17 protein-coding genes are annotated in these 17,711 nt (G+C 72.0%); 7 read left to right on the forward strand and 10 right to left on the reverse strand.

Translation table 11 applies throughout. The features are described from left to right. Nucleotides 1–601 precede the first annotated feature (601 nt). From WCD58_RS24425 to WCD58_RS24435, 3 genes are all read right to left on the reverse strand, one after another. Nucleotides 602–925: a hypothetical protein gene (locus tag WCD58_RS24425; RefSeq protein ID WP_337705687.1), complete on the reverse strand. Its 324-nt coding sequence runs from the start codon at nucleotides 923–925 to the stop codon at nucleotides 602–604. Nucleotides 926–1,069: 144 nt separating this feature from the next. Continuing rightward, nucleotides 1,070–1,570: a MarR family winged helix-turn-helix transcriptional regulator gene (locus tag WCD58_RS24430; protein ID WP_337705688.1), complete on the reverse strand. Its 501-nt coding sequence runs from the start codon at nucleotides 1,568–1,570 to the stop codon at nucleotides 1,070–1,072. A 16-nt stretch (nucleotides 1,571–1,586) separates the two neighbouring features. Continuing rightward, a complete protein-coding gene (locus WCD58_RS24435) occupies nucleotides 1,587–1,802 on the reverse strand; it encodes a hypothetical protein (protein ID WP_337705689.1) in 216 nt (71 codons plus the stop codon). A 73-nt stretch (nucleotides 1,803–1,875) separates the two neighbouring features. Here WCD58_RS24435 and WCD58_RS24440 point away from each other — a divergent pair, with 73 nt between their 5' ends. Further along, nucleotides 1,876–2,334, forward strand: a complete 459-nt coding sequence (locus WCD58_RS24440; protein WP_337705690.1) for a Clp protease N-terminal domain-containing protein — start codon at nucleotides 1,876–1,878, stop codon at nucleotides 2,332–2,334. Nucleotides 2,335–2,596: 262 nt separating this feature from the next. Beyond that, on the forward strand, nucleotides 2,597–3,979 hold the full coding sequence (locus WCD58_RS24445; protein WP_337705691.1) for a cytochrome P450: 1,383 nt from the start codon (nucleotides 2,597–2,599) through the stop codon (nucleotides 3,977–3,979). Here the strand turns inward: WCD58_RS24445 and WCD58_RS24450 are convergent. From WCD58_RS24450 to WCD58_RS24460, 3 genes are all read right to left on the reverse strand, one after another. After that, nucleotides 3,972–4,820 (reverse strand): mycofactocin-coupled SDR family oxidoreductase, encoded by an 849-nt coding sequence (locus WCD58_RS24450; RefSeq protein ID WP_337705692.1) that lies wholly within the window; start codon nucleotides 4,818–4,820, stop codon nucleotides 3,972–3,974. The genes WCD58_RS24445 and WCD58_RS24450 overlap by 8 nt on opposite strands. A 33-nt stretch (nucleotides 4,821–4,853) precedes the next feature. Continuing rightward, entirely contained in the window at nucleotides 4,854–5,771 is a 918-nt protein-coding gene (locus tag WCD58_RS24455; protein WP_337705693.1) for an alpha/beta hydrolase, read from the reverse strand. Between the two features lie 105 nt (nucleotides 5,772–5,876). Further along, the gene (locus WCD58_RS24460; RefSeq protein WP_337705694.1) at nucleotides 5,877–6,917 is read right to left on the reverse strand and encodes a helix-turn-helix domain-containing protein; all 1,041 of its coding nucleotides are present in this window, start codon (nucleotides 6,915–6,917) and stop codon (nucleotides 5,877–5,879) included. A gap of 352 nt (nucleotides 6,918–7,269) precedes the next feature. Between WCD58_RS24460 and WCD58_RS24465 the strand changes: the two genes are divergently transcribed. Further along, nucleotides 7,270–9,267 (forward strand): SpoIIE family protein phosphatase, encoded by a 1,998-nt coding sequence (locus WCD58_RS24465; protein ID WP_337705695.1) that lies wholly within the window; start codon nucleotides 7,270–7,272, stop codon nucleotides 9,265–9,267. Nucleotides 9,268–9,304: 37 nt separating this feature from the next. Here WCD58_RS24465 and WCD58_RS24470 read toward each other — a convergent pair whose 3' ends face one another. From WCD58_RS24470 to WCD58_RS24485, 4 genes are all read right to left on the reverse strand, one after another. Next, complete coding sequence (locus tag WCD58_RS24470) at nucleotides 9,305–10,384, reverse strand: GAF and ANTAR domain-containing protein (protein WP_337705696.1); 1,080 nt, start codon at nucleotides 10,382–10,384, stop codon at nucleotides 9,305–9,307. Between the two features lie 171 nt (nucleotides 10,385–10,555). Further along, nucleotides 10,556–11,602, reverse strand: a complete 1,047-nt coding sequence (locus WCD58_RS24475; protein ID WP_337705697.1) for a chemotaxis protein CheB — start codon at nucleotides 11,600–11,602, stop codon at nucleotides 10,556–10,558. A 142-nt stretch (nucleotides 11,603–11,744) separates the two neighbouring features. Then, nucleotides 11,745–11,948 (reverse strand): hypothetical protein, encoded by a 204-nt coding sequence (locus tag WCD58_RS24480; protein WP_337705698.1) that lies wholly within the window; start codon nucleotides 11,946–11,948, stop codon nucleotides 11,745–11,747. A gap of 203 nt (nucleotides 11,949–12,151) precedes the next feature. After that, entirely contained in the window at nucleotides 12,152–12,955 is an 804-nt protein-coding gene (locus tag WCD58_RS24485) for a GAF and ANTAR domain-containing protein (protein ID WP_337705699.1), read from the reverse strand. 1,312 nt (nucleotides 12,956–14,267) lie between these two features. Between WCD58_RS24485 and WCD58_RS24490 the strand changes: the two genes are divergently transcribed. The 4 genes from WCD58_RS24490 (at nucleotide 14,268) to WCD58_RS24505 (ending at nucleotide 17,336) form a co-directional block, all read left to right on the forward strand. Next, nucleotides 14,268–15,713: a DUF8832 domain-containing protein gene (locus WCD58_RS24490; RefSeq protein ID WP_337705700.1), complete on the forward strand. Its 1,446-nt coding sequence runs from the start codon at nucleotides 14,268–14,270 to the stop codon at nucleotides 15,711–15,713. A 323-nt stretch (nucleotides 15,714–16,036) separates the two neighbouring features. Then, the gene (locus WCD58_RS24495) at nucleotides 16,037–16,396 is read left to right on the forward strand and encodes a DUF3040 domain-containing protein (protein WP_337705701.1); all 360 of its coding nucleotides are present in this window, start codon (nucleotides 16,037–16,039) and stop codon (nucleotides 16,394–16,396) included. Nucleotides 16,397–16,495: 99 nt separating this feature from the next. After that, on the forward strand, nucleotides 16,496–16,891 hold the full coding sequence (locus WCD58_RS24500; protein ID WP_337705702.1) for a group I truncated hemoglobin: 396 nt from the start codon (nucleotides 16,496–16,498) through the stop codon (nucleotides 16,889–16,891). A 61-nt stretch (nucleotides 16,892–16,952) separates the two neighbouring features. Continuing rightward, on the forward strand, nucleotides 16,953–17,336 hold the full coding sequence (locus WCD58_RS24505) for an ArsR/SmtB family transcription factor (RefSeq protein ID WP_337705741.1): 384 nt from the start codon (nucleotides 16,953–16,955) through the stop codon (nucleotides 17,334–17,336). Nucleotides 17,337–17,711 lie beyond the last annotated feature (375 nt).

The raw sequence follows: 17,711 nt of genomic DNA on the forward strand, positions 1-17,711 counted from the left end.
GGCCGACCGAGCGGGCCGGGATCGTCGCCGGGTCCCGACTCCCGCACGATCCGCAGCGGTCGTCGTGGCGCCGCTTCCCGTGCCGCCTCTGGCATGTGGTGCCCGTTGCGCCCGGCTCCGGTCATCCTCGTCCTCCCTCTCGATGCCGATCGCCGGTGCGGTGCACCGGGCACTCGGGATCGACGAGAGCGGCGGTCGCGGGGTCGACGCGGTGCCCGGCGTTGGCGAGGACCGAGCACGAGCAGCCGCGCCGCCGGGCCTCCGGGCCGCCGGGAGGAAGACCGTGCACCGGTGCGTCCTGGCCCTCGTCCATGCCTTTCACGGGGAGGCGCCGGGACGAGGCGGTGGCGTCGCGGGAGACATCGAAGAGCTCCTCCGGGCGGCAGCGAAGTCGCGACCGCATTCCCTATGTGTACGGTACACAAACCGAGCCCGTCGCCGGGTACGTGCGCGTGGGGGCCCGACCGGTCGCTCGGGGGGAGTGGCGACCGGCCGGGCCGGACGGGCCGTGCCGTTCGAGAGGGGGTGGCTGCGAACGGCGCCGACCCGGTCCGTGGGCGTCGCCCGGACGGCGAGCGACGATGTGGGTCGACCGCGAGGGTCAGGACCCCCGGTGTCGGTCGGCGGCCCTCGACGCGGCCGCCGGGGCGCGGAGTACCAGCCGGGGTGCCGCGCCGTGCGGTTGTCGGTGCAGGTCGAGGGTCGACTCCGCGTACCGGTCGAACAGCGCGGCCGGTACGTACACGGTCGCGGCGCCGCGGCTCACCGCGAACTCGCCGGGTCCCGGCCCTTGGGCGAGCTCCGTCTCGACGATCACCGAGGACGCTCCGTCGCCGGCCTCCGTGAACCGCACCCGGCGAGCCGGCACGTCCTCACGGCGGGTCGCGGCGCTGACCGCGATCTCGGCCGCGCGGGTGAGCACCATGATCTCGTCGTCCTCGGTCTCGGCACGGGGTCCGGGGTGGGTGGGGACCTCCCGGGCGTCGGCGCACGTCTGTTGTGCGCGACCCGTGCACGGTACACCGAACAAGCGGACCGGCGCGGTCCACGCACAGAGGTGAGGGGTCGCTCAGTGCTCGTCGTCGCCCTCGAAGGCGGGGTCGAGCGGGGCGCCGTGGTCGGGGTCCGTGGCCGCGGCGGCGAAGCGTCCGAGCAGGTCGACGAACACGAGGACCTCCGCGTCCGACCAGCCGTCGAGGGTGGCCTGCAGGCGCCGGAGGCGGAACGCGCGGGCCCGCTCGTAGAGCGCCCGGCCGGCGTCGGTCAGCTCGACCGCGGCGCGGCGCCCGTCGCCGTCGTGCGCGTCACGGACGACCATCCCGGCCTCGGCGGCCCGCCGGACGAACCGGCTCGCCGTACTGGGCGCCACGCCGGCGAACGCGCCGACGTCCGCCACCGTGGTCGGGTTGTCCGCATCCCCACGGACGCACGCCTCCACCACCAGGACCGTCGACAGCTCCACGCGGCCGGCGCCGTCGGGGACGCGGGGGGTGCGCGACGGCGTCGGGGCCCAGACGCGGCGCAGCCGCATCATGGCCGCGTCGAGGGCCTGGAGCTCCCGGGATGTCACCCGGTGACCCTAAGGGTCAGCGCCGGTGCCACCGCACGAGCTCGACGACGACTCCGTCGAACTCCTCCCGGCAGAGGTCCTCGCGCGCGCTCATGACGTGGGTCGCGGCGCCCGCGACGTCGTGGAACGGGCCGTAGCAGTCGAGCTCGCCCGTGGTCGCGTCCGCGATGAGCACCACGTACCCGTCGCACTCGTCGAGGTCGTTCTCGTCGTCCCGGTCGTCGTTCCACATCGTTCCCTCCGACGCGGTCCGCCGATCAGGCGCATGTACTGTACACAAGAATCAGCCCTGTCGGTGAGGTCACGTGACGCCGCGATCGCCCGCGAACGACGCCCGGCGGTGGTCGGGCTGGTCGCGGGCGGCCGAGCACGCGGCGGCGACCGGGCGGGAACGCGCCGGCACCGAGCACCTGCTGCTGTCGCTGGTCGAGGGCCCGCCCGGCCCGGCGCAGCGGCTCCTGGCCGAGGCCGGCGTGCGGATCGGCACCGTGCGTCGCGCCCTCGAGGCGATCATGGGGCCGGACTCGGCGCCGCTCGAGCCCGTCGACCCGGCGGGCATCCGTCCCGGCACGCGGGCGCAGGCGGTGCTGCTGCGGGCGACGCACCTGGTCGACCGCGGCGGACCGGCGACCGAGCGCCCGCTGGAGGACGTCCACCTCCTCGCGGCACTCGTCAGCGACGAGGAGCCGTGTCTCGCGCTGCTCGTCCTCGAGCAGCTCGGCGCCCTGCGCCGCCTCCGCCGGGGCGTTCCCGAGCACACCTGACGCGCTCCAGCCGGTCGGTGAGCCTCGTCGACGTGCGGGGGCACGGAAGGGATCGACGGGGGTGGTCACAGCGGCGTCGCGTCCGGCGCCCGAGCCGTCGGCGGCGCCGACCACGAGGAGTCGGCGACACCCGGTTGCGGGTACGGCCCGGGTGGTTGACCTCCTCAGCCGTTCGCGTCCGACGACCCCGGGAGGTCCACCCGTGTGCTCGCCGTCCTCGTCGCCGTCCTCGTCGCCGTCCTGGTCACAGGACTCCTCACCCGTGGGACCGTCCGACGGCGGTCTCGTGCCGCGCCTCGGCGTGGCCGACACGCTCCGCGTCGCGCTGGGCGTGGTCGCTCCGACGCTCGCCCAAGGGGTGATCGCCCGGCGTCCCCGCGCCATGGCCCTCGCGGAGCGCTTCGACCTCGACGGCCGCGCCGTGACCACGGTGCAGCAGCTCCACCGGCGCCACGGCGACGGCCTGGTCCGGCTCGCGCTGCCGCGCCGGGTCGCACTGGTGCTCGGGGCGGACGACGTGCACGAGGTACTGGGCGACTCGCCGGAACCGTTCGCCCTCGCCAACCGCGAGAAACAGGGCGCGCTGAGCCAGTTCCAGCCCCACGGCGTCCTCGCCTCGCACGGTCGGGCGCGCGAGGAGCGGCGCGCCGTCAACGAGACCGTGCTCGACACGCCGCGCCCCGTGCACCGGCTCGCGCCCGCCATCGTGACCGCGGTGCGCGAGGAGGCCCGGGAGGTGGCCGCGCACGCCGCGCGCGGCGGTCACCTGGACTGGTCGTCGTTCTCGGCCGGATGGCGGCGCGTGGTCCGCCGCGTGGTGCTCGGCGACGCGGCCCGCGACGACGAGGCGCTGCAGGCCGACCTCGACGCGCTGCGCTACCGGGGCAACTGGTCCTACCTGCTGCCGCGCGACCGCACGCGCCGCGACCGCTTCCGCGGGCGGCTGTCCGGCTACCTCGAGCGCGCCGAGCCGGGCAGCCTCGCGGGCCTGCTCGCCACCACCGCGGGGGACGACGCCGAGGTCGACCCGGTCGACCAGATCCCGCAGTGGCTCTTCGCCTTCGACCCCGCCGGCATGGCCACGATCCGCGCGCTGGCCCTCCTCACCGCCGACCTGCAGGAGGGTGCCCGGGCGCGGGCCGAGCTCGCGGACACGGACCTCGACGCCCCGCAGGAGCTGCGGCGGCTGCGGGCCGCGGTGCTGGAGTCGGTGCGGCTCTGGCCGACCACGCCGATGATCCTGCGCGAGACCACACGCGACACCGAGTGGGCCGGTGCCCGGCTGCCGGCCGGCACGGCCGTCGCCGTCTACGCGCCGTTCTTCCACCGGGACGACGACACCCTCGACGCCGCGCACCGCTTCGACCCGGCGCTCTGGCTCGGCGACGGCCCGGCGGGCGACGCGCGCACCACCTGGCCGCTCGTCCCCTTCAGCGAGGGCCCGGGGGTGTGCCCCGGTCAGAACCTCGTGCTCCTCACCGCCAGCACCTTCCTGGCGACGCTGCTCGAGCACCACGAGCACGAGCGGGTCCACCCGCGGCGCCTCGATCCGACCCGCCTCCCCGGCGTGATCAGCCCCTTCCGCGTCCGGTTCCGCACCACGTCGCGAGTGGTGTCGTCGGGGGCTCCGGGGCGCCTCAGCTGACGTGGGGGAGCTTGAAGGGCAGGGTGGCCCCGGCGTCGATGGTCATCATCGAGCCGGTGACGTATCGGGACTCGTCGGACGCCAGGTACACGACGGCGTTGCTGATGTCGTCCACCTCCGCCCACGGCAACGGCAGTGCGTTGATCGACTGCATGCCCTGCGCGGCCTGATCCCGGGTGGCGCGCTCCTGGCCGGTGAAGAACCCGCGCACGAGGTCGTTGTCGATCATGGGGGTGTCGACGTTGGACGGGTGGATCGAGTTCACCCGGATGCGGTGGGGAGCGAGCTCCGTGGCGAGAGCCCGCATCAGCCCGACCACCCCGTGCTTGGCGGCGACGTAGGCGGCGAGGTTGGGGTAGGCCATCAGTCCCGCGATCGAGCTGGTCAGGATGACGGAGCCGCCGCGGCCACCCTCGATCACCGCGGGGGCGGCCGCGCGGACCGTCTTCCAGACCCCGGTCAGGTCGATCGAGATGACCTCGTCCCACTGCTGCTCGGTCAGCTCGAGGGCGGGCGCGAAGTTGGCCACGCCCGCGTTCGCGCACACGACGTCGATGCGGCCGAGCTGTGCGAGGCCGTCGGCGACCGCCGAACGGAGCCCGTCGAGGTCCCGGACGTCCGCGCGGTGCGCGACGATCCGGCGGTCGAGGTGCTCGACGAGCCGGACGGTCTCGGCGAGATCGTCCGGCGTCGCGCTCGAGTAGGGGATGGTGTCCAGGTCCTCGCAGAGGTCGACGGCGATGATGTCGGCGCCCTCCTGGGCGAGCCGTTCCGCGTGCCGGCGCCCCTGGCCTCGCGCTGCCCCGGTGATGAAGGCGACCTTCCCGTCCATCCGTCCCATGGCCGGTCCTCCTGTCGTCTCGGCGGTGTGCTGTCAGGTCGTGGGGAACAGGTGCTCGACGAACCAGTCGCGTGTCGCCGCCGAGCCCCGGTCGAAGTTCGTTCCGGAGTACTGGTCGAAATGGCCGCCGGGCAGGCTGACGAGCTTCTTGGGGTGCAGCGCCTCCTCGTAGGCCGCGAGCACCTGGCGGCCGTCGGCCAGGTGGTCCCCGGGCGCGGCCACGATGAGCAGCGGCGTCGGTGCGACGAGCCGGATCCAGGCGCCCGGTTCGTAGGCCCGGAGGAGCTCCATGGAGGAGAGCGTGACCTCGTTGCGCCACGCCGGGGCGCTCGATCGCGCGAGCTCGGTGAAGTACTCGTAGGCGCCCGGCGACGACAGCGCGGCGTTCGCCGTCGGGTCCGCGGCCACCACGGGCAGCAGCGTCGGGTCGGCGCCCGCGAAGCGGGCGCGGCGCTCCGCCGCGAAGGTGGCCTCGAGGTCGGCTCGTGCTCCGATGGGAACGAGGTCGTCGAAGGTCCGCGAGCCGGAGATCAGCGGCAGCTGGGTGACCACCGCCTTGACCCGACGATCGCCGGCCGCCACGACGATGGCGTGCCCTCCCGCGAAGCTCGTCCCCCACAGTCCGATGCGGTCGGGATCGACCTCGGGTCGCGACTGGGCATAGGAGATCGCGTCCTGGATGCACCGCACCTGTTGCCAGGGATCGATCTCCTGAGGGGGCGACTGCGGGAGGGCGTCACTCGCGCCGAAGCCGGGGTGGTCGTAGACCAGGCACGCGAAGCCGGCCGCCTGGAGCACCTCGGCGTAATCGGGCGTCGCCATCTCCTTGACGCCGGAGAAGCCGGTCTGCAGGACGATGCACGGACTGGTGCGGCTGCGGTCCGACGGTGGGTAGAACCAGCCGCGCAGGACGGCGTTCTGGGCACTGAATGCGATGTCCTCGCCGGCCACGCGATCCTCCTCGGTTCCACGATCTCGAGGAGTGATGGTGGTTCGCTCGCGACGCCCGCGGCTGGTATCGGCCTGCCAGCACCGGGCCAACGCCTGCCGACCTCGTCACGGCGACGGCATCGGCCCGCAGCCGGAGAACAGCTCGCGATAATCGCTGGGCGACGACCCGTACGCACCCCGGAACGCCCTGCTGAAGTGGCTGGCGTCCGTGTAGCCCCAACGGATCGCGATGTCGGTGATGGTCTCGCCGGTGGTGACGATGTCGTGCCGCGCCCGCGCGAGGCGTCGGGCGCGCACGTAGGCGGCGACGGTCTCACCCGACTCCTCGAACATCCGGTAGAGAGTGCGCACCGACAGTCCCTGCGCGGCAGCGATCCGTTCGGGGCGCAGGTCGCCCCCGAGGAGCTGCCCTTCGATCCAGGCGTCGACCAGGGCGCGTGGCGGTGTCGGGACGCCGGTGCCGGACGAGGGATCACCACCGGCGACGGCGGCGGCGACGAGCTCGAGCGCGGCGTTGCGTGCCGCGCCGCGCGCCTGCGTGCCGAGCTGTGCCCCGCTGCGGGCCAGGAGATCGAGATAGCCGGTCAACAGCCGGGTGCCGGGAGCGCTCGGCTCGAGAACGGTGGTCCGGAAGAGACGCGATGCCGCGCCGACCTCGTCGAGAGCCGAGCGCGGCACGATCAAGGTCCGTTTCGTCTGCGGTTCGTGCACCTCGATCCGCGCCGGACGATCGCTGCGCCAGACCACGGCGGAGCCGGGGCGCATGTCCGCGCGGATGCCGTCCCCGAGGTCGACGGTCTCGCGTCCTCGACCCAGGACCATGACCCCGAGGTAGGGCTCGCGGGTCAGGGCCGCCCGGCGTCGGCTCCGGACCCCGCTGCACGGGTCGCAGGTCGTGTCGACGAGCGTGAGGTCGTGCAGGCGGTGCTGACGGACCCGGGCCCGGAACGAGGACGGGGGCCTGTCCGGGGAGAGCCGCACCGACATGGCGACGTGCGTCCGCGACATGAGCGCCTCCACGGCGGCCTCGCGTTCGCCCGAAGGGACGTCGCCGACGTCCTCGGCCTCCGGGCCGCCCGGCGACCGGGCGGCCGGACCCTCGTCCGGGAGCCGGCCGGCCGTCGTGGGTGTTGAGTGCTCGACCATGCCTGCCCCCTGCGACGTGCCCGTCGACGGTGCGTCGCGAGAGGTCCGGACGACCGTGCACCTCCACGACGCCGTGCACGACCCGGCGAGCAGGACGCGCTTGTGGTGTCGAGAGGTGTAGCACATCCCCCGTGGAGCGGCGGGCAGGTCGCGGTCGGAGACTCCCCCGAAGCCCGGCCTCTGCTCCGGACCTGGTCGACCACCGCTCGGGCCGTCGTCGAGAGGCTGGTCAGCGGGGGATCGCCCTACGATGGCCTTCTGCACGGGCCTCGTCGCCCGGCCCCTCTGTCGACGGCGGGAGGATGCGGACGGTGCCACCTCTCGGTCGGGCGACGAGCTGCCGGGGACCGCGATGAGCGGGCTGATGGTCGGCGGTCCGGAGTTCCTGGCGGCTCTCGATCGCGACCTGCACCCGGTCGAGGACGTCGACGAGATCATGCGGCTCGTGTCCCGGCGGCTCGGGCAGTTCGTCGGCGCCAACCGCTGTGCCTACGCCCAGGTCGAGGCCGACGAGGACCACTTCACCATGTCCGGGGACTGGGCCTCGGGCCTGCCGCACCTGCCCGGGCGGTTCGCGATGTCGGCGTTCGGCCCCGAGGCGCTCGCCGCGATGCGCCGCGGGGAGGCCTGGGTGGTCGAGGACGCCCGGACCGACCCCCGCCTCGACGACACCCAGCGGGAGCTGTACGCCGCCACCGGGATCCGCGCGGTGATCTGCCTTCCGCTGACCAAGCAGCAGCGGTTCGTCGCCGCGATGGCGGTGCACCAGGCGCACCCGCGGCGCTGGGCGCCCGGCGAGATCGACCTGACCGCCGTGGTCGTCAACCGGTGCTGGGAGTCGCTTACGCGCGCCCGGGCCGTCCAGACCGCGCAGCGCAGCGAGGACCGGTTCCGGCTGCTCTTCGAGCGCGCGACCGACGGGATCTGGCTCGCCGACCGGGACGGACAGTTCCTCGACGCCAACCCGGCCGCCTGCGCCATGGTCGGCTTCTCCCGCGACGAGCACGTGCTGCTGCGGGTGCACGACCTCGTGCGCGACGAGGACGGGGGCCGGCTCGAGGGGTTGATCGAGCGGTTGCGCGGGGGAGAGGCCGTCCAGGAGACCTGGGAGATGCGCCATCGCGACGGCGGGACCGTGGCGGTCGAGCTCAGCATCTGGTTCACCCCCGATGGCCTCTGGCAGGCCATCGGTCGCGACGTCACCGCTCGTCGGCAGGCCGAGGTCGAGCGCGACCGCGTCTACCTGATCGAGCACGAGCTCGCCCAGACGTTGCAGCGCAGCCTGCTGCCGCGCGACGCACCGGCGCTCGCCCGGCTCACCACCGCCACCCGGTACCTCCCGGCCACCACCGGGGCGCAGGCCGGCGGCGACTGGTACGAGCTCATCCCGGTCGGGGAGACCACCGTCGCGCTCGCCGTCGGCGACGTCGTCGGACACGGCCCTCGTGCTGCCGCGATCATGGGCCAGCTCCGCAGCGCCCTGTCCGCCTACCTGCTCGAGGGCCACCCGCCCGCGGAGGCGCTCGAGCGCCTCGACCGCTTCGCGGCCGGCGTCGACGGGGCCCTCGGAAGCACGTGCGCATGCCTCACCTTCGACTGGCAGACCGGGATCCTGACCTGGGCTCTCGCCGGGCACCTCCCGCTCCTCGTCGTCGACGACGACGGTGTCCGCTTCCCGGCCGGCGGCGAGGGCACCATGCTCGGGGTCCGCACCCGCAGCTCCCCGTACCGCTCCGCGAGCCTCGTGCTCGATCCCGGATCGTCGGTGCTGCTCTACACCGACGGTCTGGTGGAACGTCGCGGGGAGTCCCTCGACGAGGGACTCGACCGGTTGCTGCGGACCACCGCGAAGGTCGGGCACAGGCATCCCGAAGAGCTCGCCACGGGCCTGGCCGAGGCCGCGGTCGACGGCGGAGAAGGTGCGGGCGCGGACGACATCGCGCTGGTCATCATCCGGTGGATACCGCCGCCGTTCCGGAGCCGGCTCCCGGCCGTGCCGGCATCGCTGCGGACGTTGCGTCAGCAGGTCAACGACTGGGCCGCGCGCGCCGGACTCTCCAACGATCAGGCGGGCGATCTCCACCTCGTCCTCGGGGAGGCGGCGACCAACGCCATCGAGCACGCGTACGCCCACCACGGCGGCGACTTCGTGTGCGACGTTTCCCGGACCAGCACCGGGGACCTCCAGGTCGCCGTCGCCGACTTCGGTCGATGGCGTCCGCCGACGGCAGACCCGGGCTTCCGTGGCCGCGGTCTGGTCCTGATCCGCGAGATCGCCCGGGACGTCGAGCTCGTCCCGGGCCCGACCGGGACGCGCGTCTCGTTCCTCGTGCCCGACGGCGAGGCGTGAGCCACGTCGGGCTGCCCGCCCCGGGCACCGACGGCGATCAGCTCTCGGGGCGGTCCGTTCCGGTGGCGTAGCCCGCCTCCGCGTCGCTGACCAGCCACTCGGCGACGTCGGAGAGCTTGACGTTCGTGTGCTGCGAGGCGTCGACCAGCATCCGGAAGGCTCGCTCGTCGTCGAGACGGAAGCGCTCCATGAGGATGCCCTTCGCCCGTCCGATGACGTCGCGGCTGACCAGCGCCGTGTTGAGCTGGCCGGTGCGGCGCGCCCCGGTGAGGGCGATCGCGGCCTGGTCGGCGAACAGCGCGGCGAGCAGCTCGTCGCGGGTGGTGAACCGGTGCGGTGCGTCGGCGTAGAGGTTCAGCGCGCCGGCGGCGCCGTTGCCCACGAGCCGGAACGACAGCACGGCGCGGACCCCCGACTCGAGGGCGGTGGCGGCGAACCGCGGCCACGGCGACTCCTGCGCCAGGTCCGGCGCGATGGTCGTGTCCGCATGCGCGTCGTCGAGGGCGTCGATGCACGGGCCCTCGCGCAGCTCGGTCTGGATGCGGTCGATCTCGGCGACCATCTCGTTCGACGGGGCGTGGGTGGTGAGCGCGCCCTTCTTGTCCATCAGCGTGATGCTGGCGCCGACGACGTTCGGGACGGCGACCAGCACCCCGTTGACGATGGCCTGCAGCATCTCGACCGGGTCGTCCGACGTGGTGCGCACCCGGCTGAGTCGCCGGGCGGACTCCGACAGCGTGGCCCGCAGGCCCGTGTCCGTCTCGTGGGACTCCACAGTCCCGGACGTCGCCTCGTCACGCGGCCGGCCGCCCCGGCGCTCCCGCCGTTCCTCGACCAGGCGCCGCGCCGTCCCCCGGGCTTCCTCGACGCGCATCGCCAGCGCAGCCGCCCGGGACTGCTCGACCACGCTGCGCGCGGTGTGGATCGCCCTGTTCTCGTAGGCACTCGGGCTCTCGCCGGCGACCTCGTCCGGGCGCTCCGGCGCCGTGGCGACCGCGAGGTCGGCGGACAGCGAGTCGAGCAGCTCCAGCAGCCTCGCGCCGTCGGCCTCGACGTCGTTCACGACCTCGACGCGCTCGACGTGCTCTCCGCGGGAGTCCGGATCAGTGCGGGCCACGCTCTCACCTCGTCGGGGAACAGGCGCCGCACCTCCCGCAGCGCACGGTCCGGGACGGCCCGCCTCGACGCCTCACCAGCCCGGAGCGGCGGCATGCACGAACCGCCGAGCTGGATGGTCAACTCACGGCCGAGGGTACTCGGACGGCGGGTCGACGGGAACGAACCGCCCTTACCGCCCCTCCTGCCCCTCCTGCTCGGTCGTGCTCTCGTCGTGCCCGTCCTGATCCTCGCCGTCGTCGACGTCCGCGGAGAGCAGCCTGCGCAGGACGGCCGCCTGCCGGAGCGCCTCGTGCGCCTTGCGGCGCGAGCGCCGGGCGACCAGGGCGGACCCGCGGGAATCCGCCGCGTCGGCGACGCGACCCGCCAACGCCGCCTTGTCCTCGAGGGCCCGCAGCGCCTCGTAGAGCGCGTGCTCCACCACGACGTCCTGCGCGCTGCGCAGGCTGTCCTGGGACCACGCGTGGCCGACCCGGCACCGGAAGCGGTGCAGGCGGTCGTCGCCGAGCGCGAACAGGGGACCCGAGCAGTCCGGGCACGCCAGCCCGGCGGGCTCACCGGGCGGGTCCTCGTCCACCGTCTCCGGGGGCTGGGCCCTGCTGACCCGCACCTCGTAGACCAGTTGCGGCGACGGCCGACGGGTCCCGAGCGGGTCCCGCGCGACGATCTCACGCAGGGCGGTCCCGACGGCTCCGGCGGGTGCGACGACCGCACCCGGGACCTGGTCGAGTGCCGCCCGGGGCATGGCGTCGAAGAGCGCCTCCCCGGGGTCCTGCACCACGGCGTTCCCGCCGTGGCGGACGATCTCGAGCAGTCCCGCTGCCCCGTCGTCCAGCAGGCCGCTGAGCACGACCCCGGTGGCGCTCGGCCCGGCCTCGAGGGCGAGCGATCGGAACAGGGGGTCGACGCCGGGGCGGTGCCCGTTCTCGTGGGGACCGCGGCTCAGGACCACGCGTCCGTCCTGGACCAGCAGGTGACGGTCCGGGGGCGCCACGACCACCCGTCCTGCCCGCACCGGGGCACCGTGGCGCGCCGCGTCGACCGGTAGCTCGCAGCGTCGACCCAGGAGGTCCGGGAGCGTCGTCCGCGCCGATGCCGACTGATGGAGCACCACGAACAGCGCCGCGGGCAGGTCGTGGTCGAGCCCGGCGACCAGCTCGAACAAGGTCTCGATCCCCCCGGCGGAGGCGCCGAGCCCGATCAGCCGCTCATCTGCCATGTCCTCGCCTCCTGAGGAAGACTGCCCAGAACGGGCCGGAGAAGACTCAGCTCCTGCTGTCGCTCCTGGGCGGAAGAAGGCGGGATGCCCGCCGCTGTGACGCGCAACACCAGCGGTCCGCGTCGAGGGCTCGTGCGACGCATCAGGTCGGATCCGGGCGGGTGAGCCGCGCGCGGAGGACGGCCTCCGTCTCGGCGTCGACCGTCCGTGGAGCACGGCTGGTACGCGCCGACCGTGCCGCGGCCTGCGCGAGCTGGGCCCGTTCGACGACCCGGTCGGCGTTCGCGAGGGCTTCGCGCGCGCTGCGAAGTGCCCTCCCCGCCGGGGAGTGGTCCTGCTCGAGCACGTCGGGGTCACCTCGTCGTCCGGGGTTGGTCGTTCCTGACCCCAGCACCACGCGTGAACCGGTCGGCTCAGCCTGCCCGATCTGGCACGACGGCGAAACCGGTGACACGTTGACGAACATCACGAACGCAGCGTTCCTCGATCCGAGCCGTCGGACACCGACCACCGCCCCCAGGGGTCCGGACGGGCGATGTCGCGCGGGCGTCAGACGGCGCGCAGGACCGGCGGCGAGCTCACGACGTCAGCGGTGTCGCCAGTGGCCGATGCGCGCGTGTCGGTACTCTCGGCCGGGCCACCGAGGGCGTCGGACTCCTCGGCGAGCCAGGTCGCGACGTCGTGGAGCTTGACGTTGGTCTCCTGCGAGGCCTCGCGCAGCTTCGCGAAGGCGCCGTTCTGGTCCAGGCCGAAGCGCTCCATGAGGATGCCCTTGGCGCGGCCGATGACATCGCGCGAGTCGAGGGCGTGCCGGAGCTGCGCGACGTGCTCGGCGGCCAGCAGCAACATCGCGGCGGTCATCCCGACCATCGCCGCCGCACGACGCGCCTGCTCGTCGAAAGCGTCCGAGCGATCGCTGTAGAGGTTGAGCGCCGCCTTCGGCTTCCCGTCGACCTCGAGCAGCACCGAGATCATCGACCGGTGGCCGGCCTCGAGGGCGTGCGCGGCGAACTCGGGCCAGCGCTCACCGGCCTCACCGGCGAAGTCCGCGGCCACGACGACGCCGTCGGCCGGCGGCTCGGCCAGCACCATGGTCGCGGGGCCCGTACCCAGCTCGCGCTGCAGGGCGTCGAGCTTCCCCGTCACCGGGAAGTCGGTGTCTTCCGCGATCGCGAGGTAGTGGTCGTCGGTCAGGGTCAGCCCGGCGGTGTGGGCGCCCGGCACGGCCGCGACGGCGCTCTCGATGATGCGTTCGAGGGCGTCGACCTGGTTGCGGACACCGTGCCGTTCGTTGAGGCCACGAGTGCTGCGTCGCAGGTGCGCGGTGAAGGTGTCGATGTCGTGTGCGGTCATCGCGACCGTCTCCGTCCGCTGGGAGCGGGAGACCGCGCCAGGGAGCCGCGCGGTCGGTGGCAGAGGCGAAGCGTCATGCGCTGCGTTCTGCCCCGCGCCGACGGTCGGTTGTTCGAGGACGCACATGAAGAACGATCTGACGAGGCGCCGATCCCAGCTGATCGGAGACCTCTCCGAGGGACGTTCTGTTCGGTCGGCGAACGACTTGTACATGCGCCGATGTGGCTCACGGTCCTCGCTCGACACGCTGCGGTCAAGTCCCCGCACGCTCAGTGGGCGTCCACGACGCTCGCGCGCTCCGGGACGGAGGGAGGCGAATGCGGGAACGATCCGGGCCACGAGGACCCGAGCCGACGACGCGTTTCCGCTGGTCAACACGTGGTGCCCCCGGCAGGATTCGAACCTGCGCTCCCGCCTCCGGAGGCCGGGCAACTACCTGGTCTCGAGCGCTCTTCCAGGGCTTCTTGGGCTCCACCTGTCGCTGCTCCTGCCTCCAAGAGCTCCCAGGGATCCCTCGTTCGTCCCACGAGCCGTCCCACGCCGTCGGACGATCTTCGAGATCACTGGCTGGAGCTGTCCGGAGCAAATCGGTGATACCGACGCCGAAACAGCACCGTTCCGCTTCTACACGCTGAGCAGGCTTGGCCTGTGCGGCGCCCGGCTTGAAGACTTGTTCGCCCATTCTGTTCGTCCGGAGTCGCCGCTGGGTCAAGCCGCCGGCGATCCAACATGAGAGCACGCAGCGCCCCCGGGCGCTAGGCACCGATGAACGACACAACCGGCTGACGCCGCCAGACGCTCATCGCGTCCAGCGGCTCAAGATCATGCAGCATCTAGCTAGGTAGGACGGGCGAGAGCATGTGGTCCGGGCCCGGCGCACGACCTGACATCGAGCAGCAGGTCAAGGTGGGTTCGGCAGGACGAATTGACACCCAAGCAAGGCGAGGCTCGTTCACACCGAGGAGGGTCACTGAGACGAGGTCCAGCCAATAGCGGCAGTCTCCGGAGGGCGGGCGCCCACGTGGTCAGCAGCGTTCTACCCCGGACTCGAGGTGCTCTGACGTCGCGGCCAGCCTCTACCGAGTGGCTCCCGTGTTCTCCAGTTCGTGCCACACAATATTGAGTAGTGGCGGCGACGACTCGAGAGCGGCCATGCTGTGACGTCAGCGGAATGAAGTTCGCGCTCTGTTACGACCGTGGTTGCACCTGGCGGGTTGGCAGCAATCTGATTGGCAGCATCGAGGAACTGTTTTCGGTGGTCATGTCAGTAGATGATGAGGTGCTTCGCGGGTCTGGCCCCTACGGTGGGCCAGTGATCAGACGCCGCCGGGTGGGTGTGCTGCTCGTGCTGCTGGGCGCGCTCGCGGCACTGGTGGCCCCGGGCGCGTTCGCGCACGAGTCGACGCCGACCGGCGTCCAGCGCATCGAGCTCGACCTCGGCGCCCGCGAGCTCGCGTTGACGATCACCGCGCCGCCCGAGGGCGGGGGCCGCCTGCCCGTCGTTGTGCTCCCGCGCGGCGAGGCGCCGCCCGGCGAGGTCATGCTCGCGGCGGTCCGTCCCGGTGAGGAGCCCGCGAATCCCGTCGCCGTGCCGGTCGCGCCGGTCGGGCAGCCGCACGAGGTGGCCCTGACCGCGGACGCGCCGGGCGCCTGGGAGATCACCGTCGCCGACGGCACCACCGTCGCCCGCGTCCCGGTCACCGTCGCCGCACCAGCGCCGACCCCGGGCTGGGTGTGGGCGGTCCGGGTCGGCGCGGTGCTCGGGGTCATCGCGCTCATCGCCGCCCTCGCCCAGAGCGTCCGTCAGCGGCCCCGGCTGGCGCTCGGGCTGGGGGCGGCCGCTCTAGTCGGGCTGACGGTCGCGGCGACGGCGGTGGCGATGGCGCCCTCGTCGGCGACCACGACACCCGAAGCGGCGCCCGCACCGGCCCCGGTCACCGCCCCGCCCGCCGGCGGTCACGCCGGGCACGGCGGAGCGGCACCGAGCGCGCCGGCCCCGGTGCCGATGACCAGCGGCAGTGTCGTCGCCACGGCGAGCACGACATCGCCGGCGGTCCCGGGCGCCCCGGTCGACCTCGAGCTCGACCTCACCGACTCGTCCACCGGCGCCGTCGTCGACGACCTCGCCATCCACGACGACGCCCTCATCCACCTCGCCGTGATCGGGCCCGATCAGCAGCTCGCGCACGTCCACCCCGTCCGCACCGCGCCCGGGCACTACGTCGTGCGCCTGACGCCCGGGGTCGCCGGGCGCTACGGGGTCTTCGCCGAGATGGAGCGGGCCGGCGACGGCGGGCACCAGGTGGCGCGCACGGCGTTCGAGGTCCCCGGCCCGTCCACCGTGTCCGTCCCGCCCGCGCCCGGTCCGGGGATGCGCGAGGTCGCGGGGATGCAGGTCGATGTCGCCGTGCCCGAGGCCGTGGCGGGTCGCCCGACGTCCGTCACCGCGACGTTCGGCCAGGGCGGTCGCCAGGTGACCGACCTGCAGGGCTGGCTCGGCATGGCCGGCCACCTCTTGGTCCTGGGCCCGGGGCTGGGCGGGGCGCCGGACCCGACGGACCCCGCGTCGGCGTTCGGTCACGTCCACGACATGAGCGCCGCCGGACCGGCGGGGACGTACGGGCCGCGGATCACCTTCGAGCACACCTTCCCGCGGGCGGGTCGCTACCAGCTCTGGGTGCAGGTCCAGCGGGACTGGCAGATCGTCACCGTGTCGGTGACGGTCGACGTCGCGCCCGCAGCGGGCCCCCAGCCGTAGGGCGGTAGGTGTGAGCGTGGGACCCGAGAGACGTCGTGCCGTGGGTTCCGGTGACGACGAGTCGGCGCACTACGAGAGGGAACCGCTGCCACGCTCAGCCGGCATGACCAGCAGCTCGACGATGGGGCCTCGGTGAAGGTGGATCTTCGGCGACGTGGCAGGTCTTGAATCGATCACTGGTGGTCGCTAGTTTAGTTCCGAGATGGAATATTTCTGAAGTAGAAGCCCGGCGAAGATCGTGTCAGCGTCCCGGTGCCCTACCCGCGATCGATGGCGTGCCGACCGTGGGAACCTCCGGTTCCCCGAACCGACGGGAGTGAATCATGAAGCTGTCCCGCCATCAGGCTCGCTCGCTTGATGCCATGGCCGTACGACTCCGAGCCTCCGATCCCGAATTGGCCGATCTTCTCTCCGCTCCCGCGGCGCTGCGGAACCCGCTCGCGCCCGAGAAGCTCAGCGAGAATGCGGCGCAGCGATTCAGGGACGATCTTCGCATGATCCTGCCGATATTAGCGAGCTTCATTCTATCGATCGTTCCTCTCGTGGTCGGCACGGTCACAGAAGTGCACTGGTTAATGACGCTAGGGGTACTCGTGGCCCTGCTGGTTCCAGCCGCGACGATCGCACTGATGTCTTACAGGTATTCACGGAACAACCCGCGCGACAAGACCACGTACTTCTAAACGAATCGCGACCCTTCGGTCCCTAGGCCGACGTGGTCGACCGTCTCCCAGCACAACACGTACGAAGCGCCGTTAGCAGATCGAAAAGGGTGTGGGATCATGACCGAGTCCTTGTACGACCGTTTGGGCGGTACCTATGGGATCGCCGGCGCGGTCGACGTGCTGGTCGATAGGCTGTTCCAGAACGCTTCGGTCAATGCCAACGAGAACGTTCACGCTCATCATGGGAAACCGGCCAACGCTCCGGGCTACAAATTCCTGGTGACGGCGTGGTCCATCGAGGCCGCCGGGGGGCCCAAGTGCTACCCAGGGCTGGACATGGAGGCGGCGCACTCGACGTTGCAGATCGACGATGAAGGCTTCGATGCGGTGGCGCTCGAGATCGCGGCAACTCTCAGCTTCCTTGGAGTGCCCGATGCGGAGCATCGCGAATTCATGAACATTATTGAAGGATATCGTTCATCGGTCGTGACGCTCGACACAGCTTTCTCCTAGCGCGATGACAGTCTTCCCACAAAGCAGAAGCGAGGTGCTCGTTCGCGGTCACCTCGACCGCATGGATGGGACAGAGCTTAAGCTGTCGCCTCCCGACCAACCTACGTTGGAGGCGGTCGCATCCATTTATCGTGCACTTGCAGCGTCGAGCCGGCTCAAGATCCTGCTGCGACTCCGCCAACAAACGGCAACCGTCGGAGGGCTCGCGAATTGGCTAGCGATGGAGCCGTCAGCGGTGTCCCAGCAGCTACGCGTGCTGCGGCACCTTCGCCTGGTCACGCGCGATCGGTGTGGCCGCACCACCTACTACCGCATCTACGATCGGAGCGTTGCTCGGCTCGTCGATCATGCAGTCCATCACGTCGAGCATGTAATCTCCGCGCCTGACCGCGGAGGAAGCCGGCATAGGCTGATCGTTCAAGATGAGGTCAGTGCCCCAAGTTAATCCTGGCCGGCGACAGTCTAAAACGTGTAAAGGTCACACGTTCTTTGGAGGAAGCGATGGGACTGGACTGGGAGGCAGTTCGCGCACGTTACGATAGTGGTGCGCAGCTGAATTCGCTCACTGGGTCGGCTTCTGTGCGGGTGGTCGATATCGATGACGAACGTATCTGCCTGAGTCAGCGGCTGTGGCAAGACTGCGTCTCTAGGAGCGAACTCGACGCGGCACTCGAGCTACTTGAGCGAGGCGAAGTCACGTCGGAGCCCGTTGCGTTCGCCGAGAGCCTACGTCGTCGTCGCGCACATATCGATACTGGGTGCACGAGGGGGCCAAACCTGACGGCGATCGTGCTTCAAGACCTCGGCTACCTTGCGATTT

The sequence above is a fragment of the Actinomycetospora flava genome (assembly GCF_037400335.1).
Taxonomy (GTDB): Bacteria; Actinomycetota; Actinomycetes; order Mycobacteriales; family Pseudonocardiaceae; genus Actinomycetospora; species Actinomycetospora flava.

Coding starts and splice junctions, on each gene's coding strand:
- WCD58_RS24425 (WP_337705687.1), bottom strand. CDS start 925: ATGGTGCTCACCCGCGCGGCCGAGATCGCGGTCAGCGCCGCGACCCGC.
- WCD58_RS24435 (WP_337705689.1), bottom strand. CDS start 1,802: ATGTGGAACGACGACCGGGACGACGAGAACGACCTCGACGAGTGCGAC.
- WCD58_RS24450 (WP_337705692.1), bottom strand. CDS start 4,820: ATGGGACGGATGGACGGGAAGGTCGCCTTCATCACCGGGGCAGCGCGA.
- WCD58_RS24460 (WP_337705694.1), bottom strand. CDS start 6,917: ATGGTCGAGCACTCAACACCCACGACGGCCGGCCGGCTCCCGGACGAG.
- WCD58_RS24465 (WP_337705695.1), top strand. CDS start 7,270: ATGAGCGGGCTGATGGTCGGCGGTCCGGAGTTCCTGGCGGCTCTCGAT.
- WCD58_RS24475 (WP_337705697.1), bottom strand. CDS start 11,602: ATGGCAGATGAGCGGCTGATCGGGCTCGGCGCCTCCGCCGGGGGGATC.
- WCD58_RS24485 (WP_337705699.1), bottom strand. CDS start 12,955: ATGACCGCACACGACATCGACACCTTCACCGCGCACCTGCGACGCAGC.
- WCD58_RS24495 (WP_337705701.1), top strand. CDS start 16,037: ATGAAGCTGTCCCGCCATCAGGCTCGCTCGCTTGATGCCATGGCCGTA.
- WCD58_RS24500 (WP_337705702.1), top strand. CDS start 16,496: ATGACCGAGTCCTTGTACGACCGTTTGGGCGGTACCTATGGGATCGCC.
- WCD58_RS24505 (WP_337705741.1), top strand. CDS start 16,953: ATGGATGGGACAGAGCTTAAGCTGTCGCCTCCCGACCAACCTACGTTG.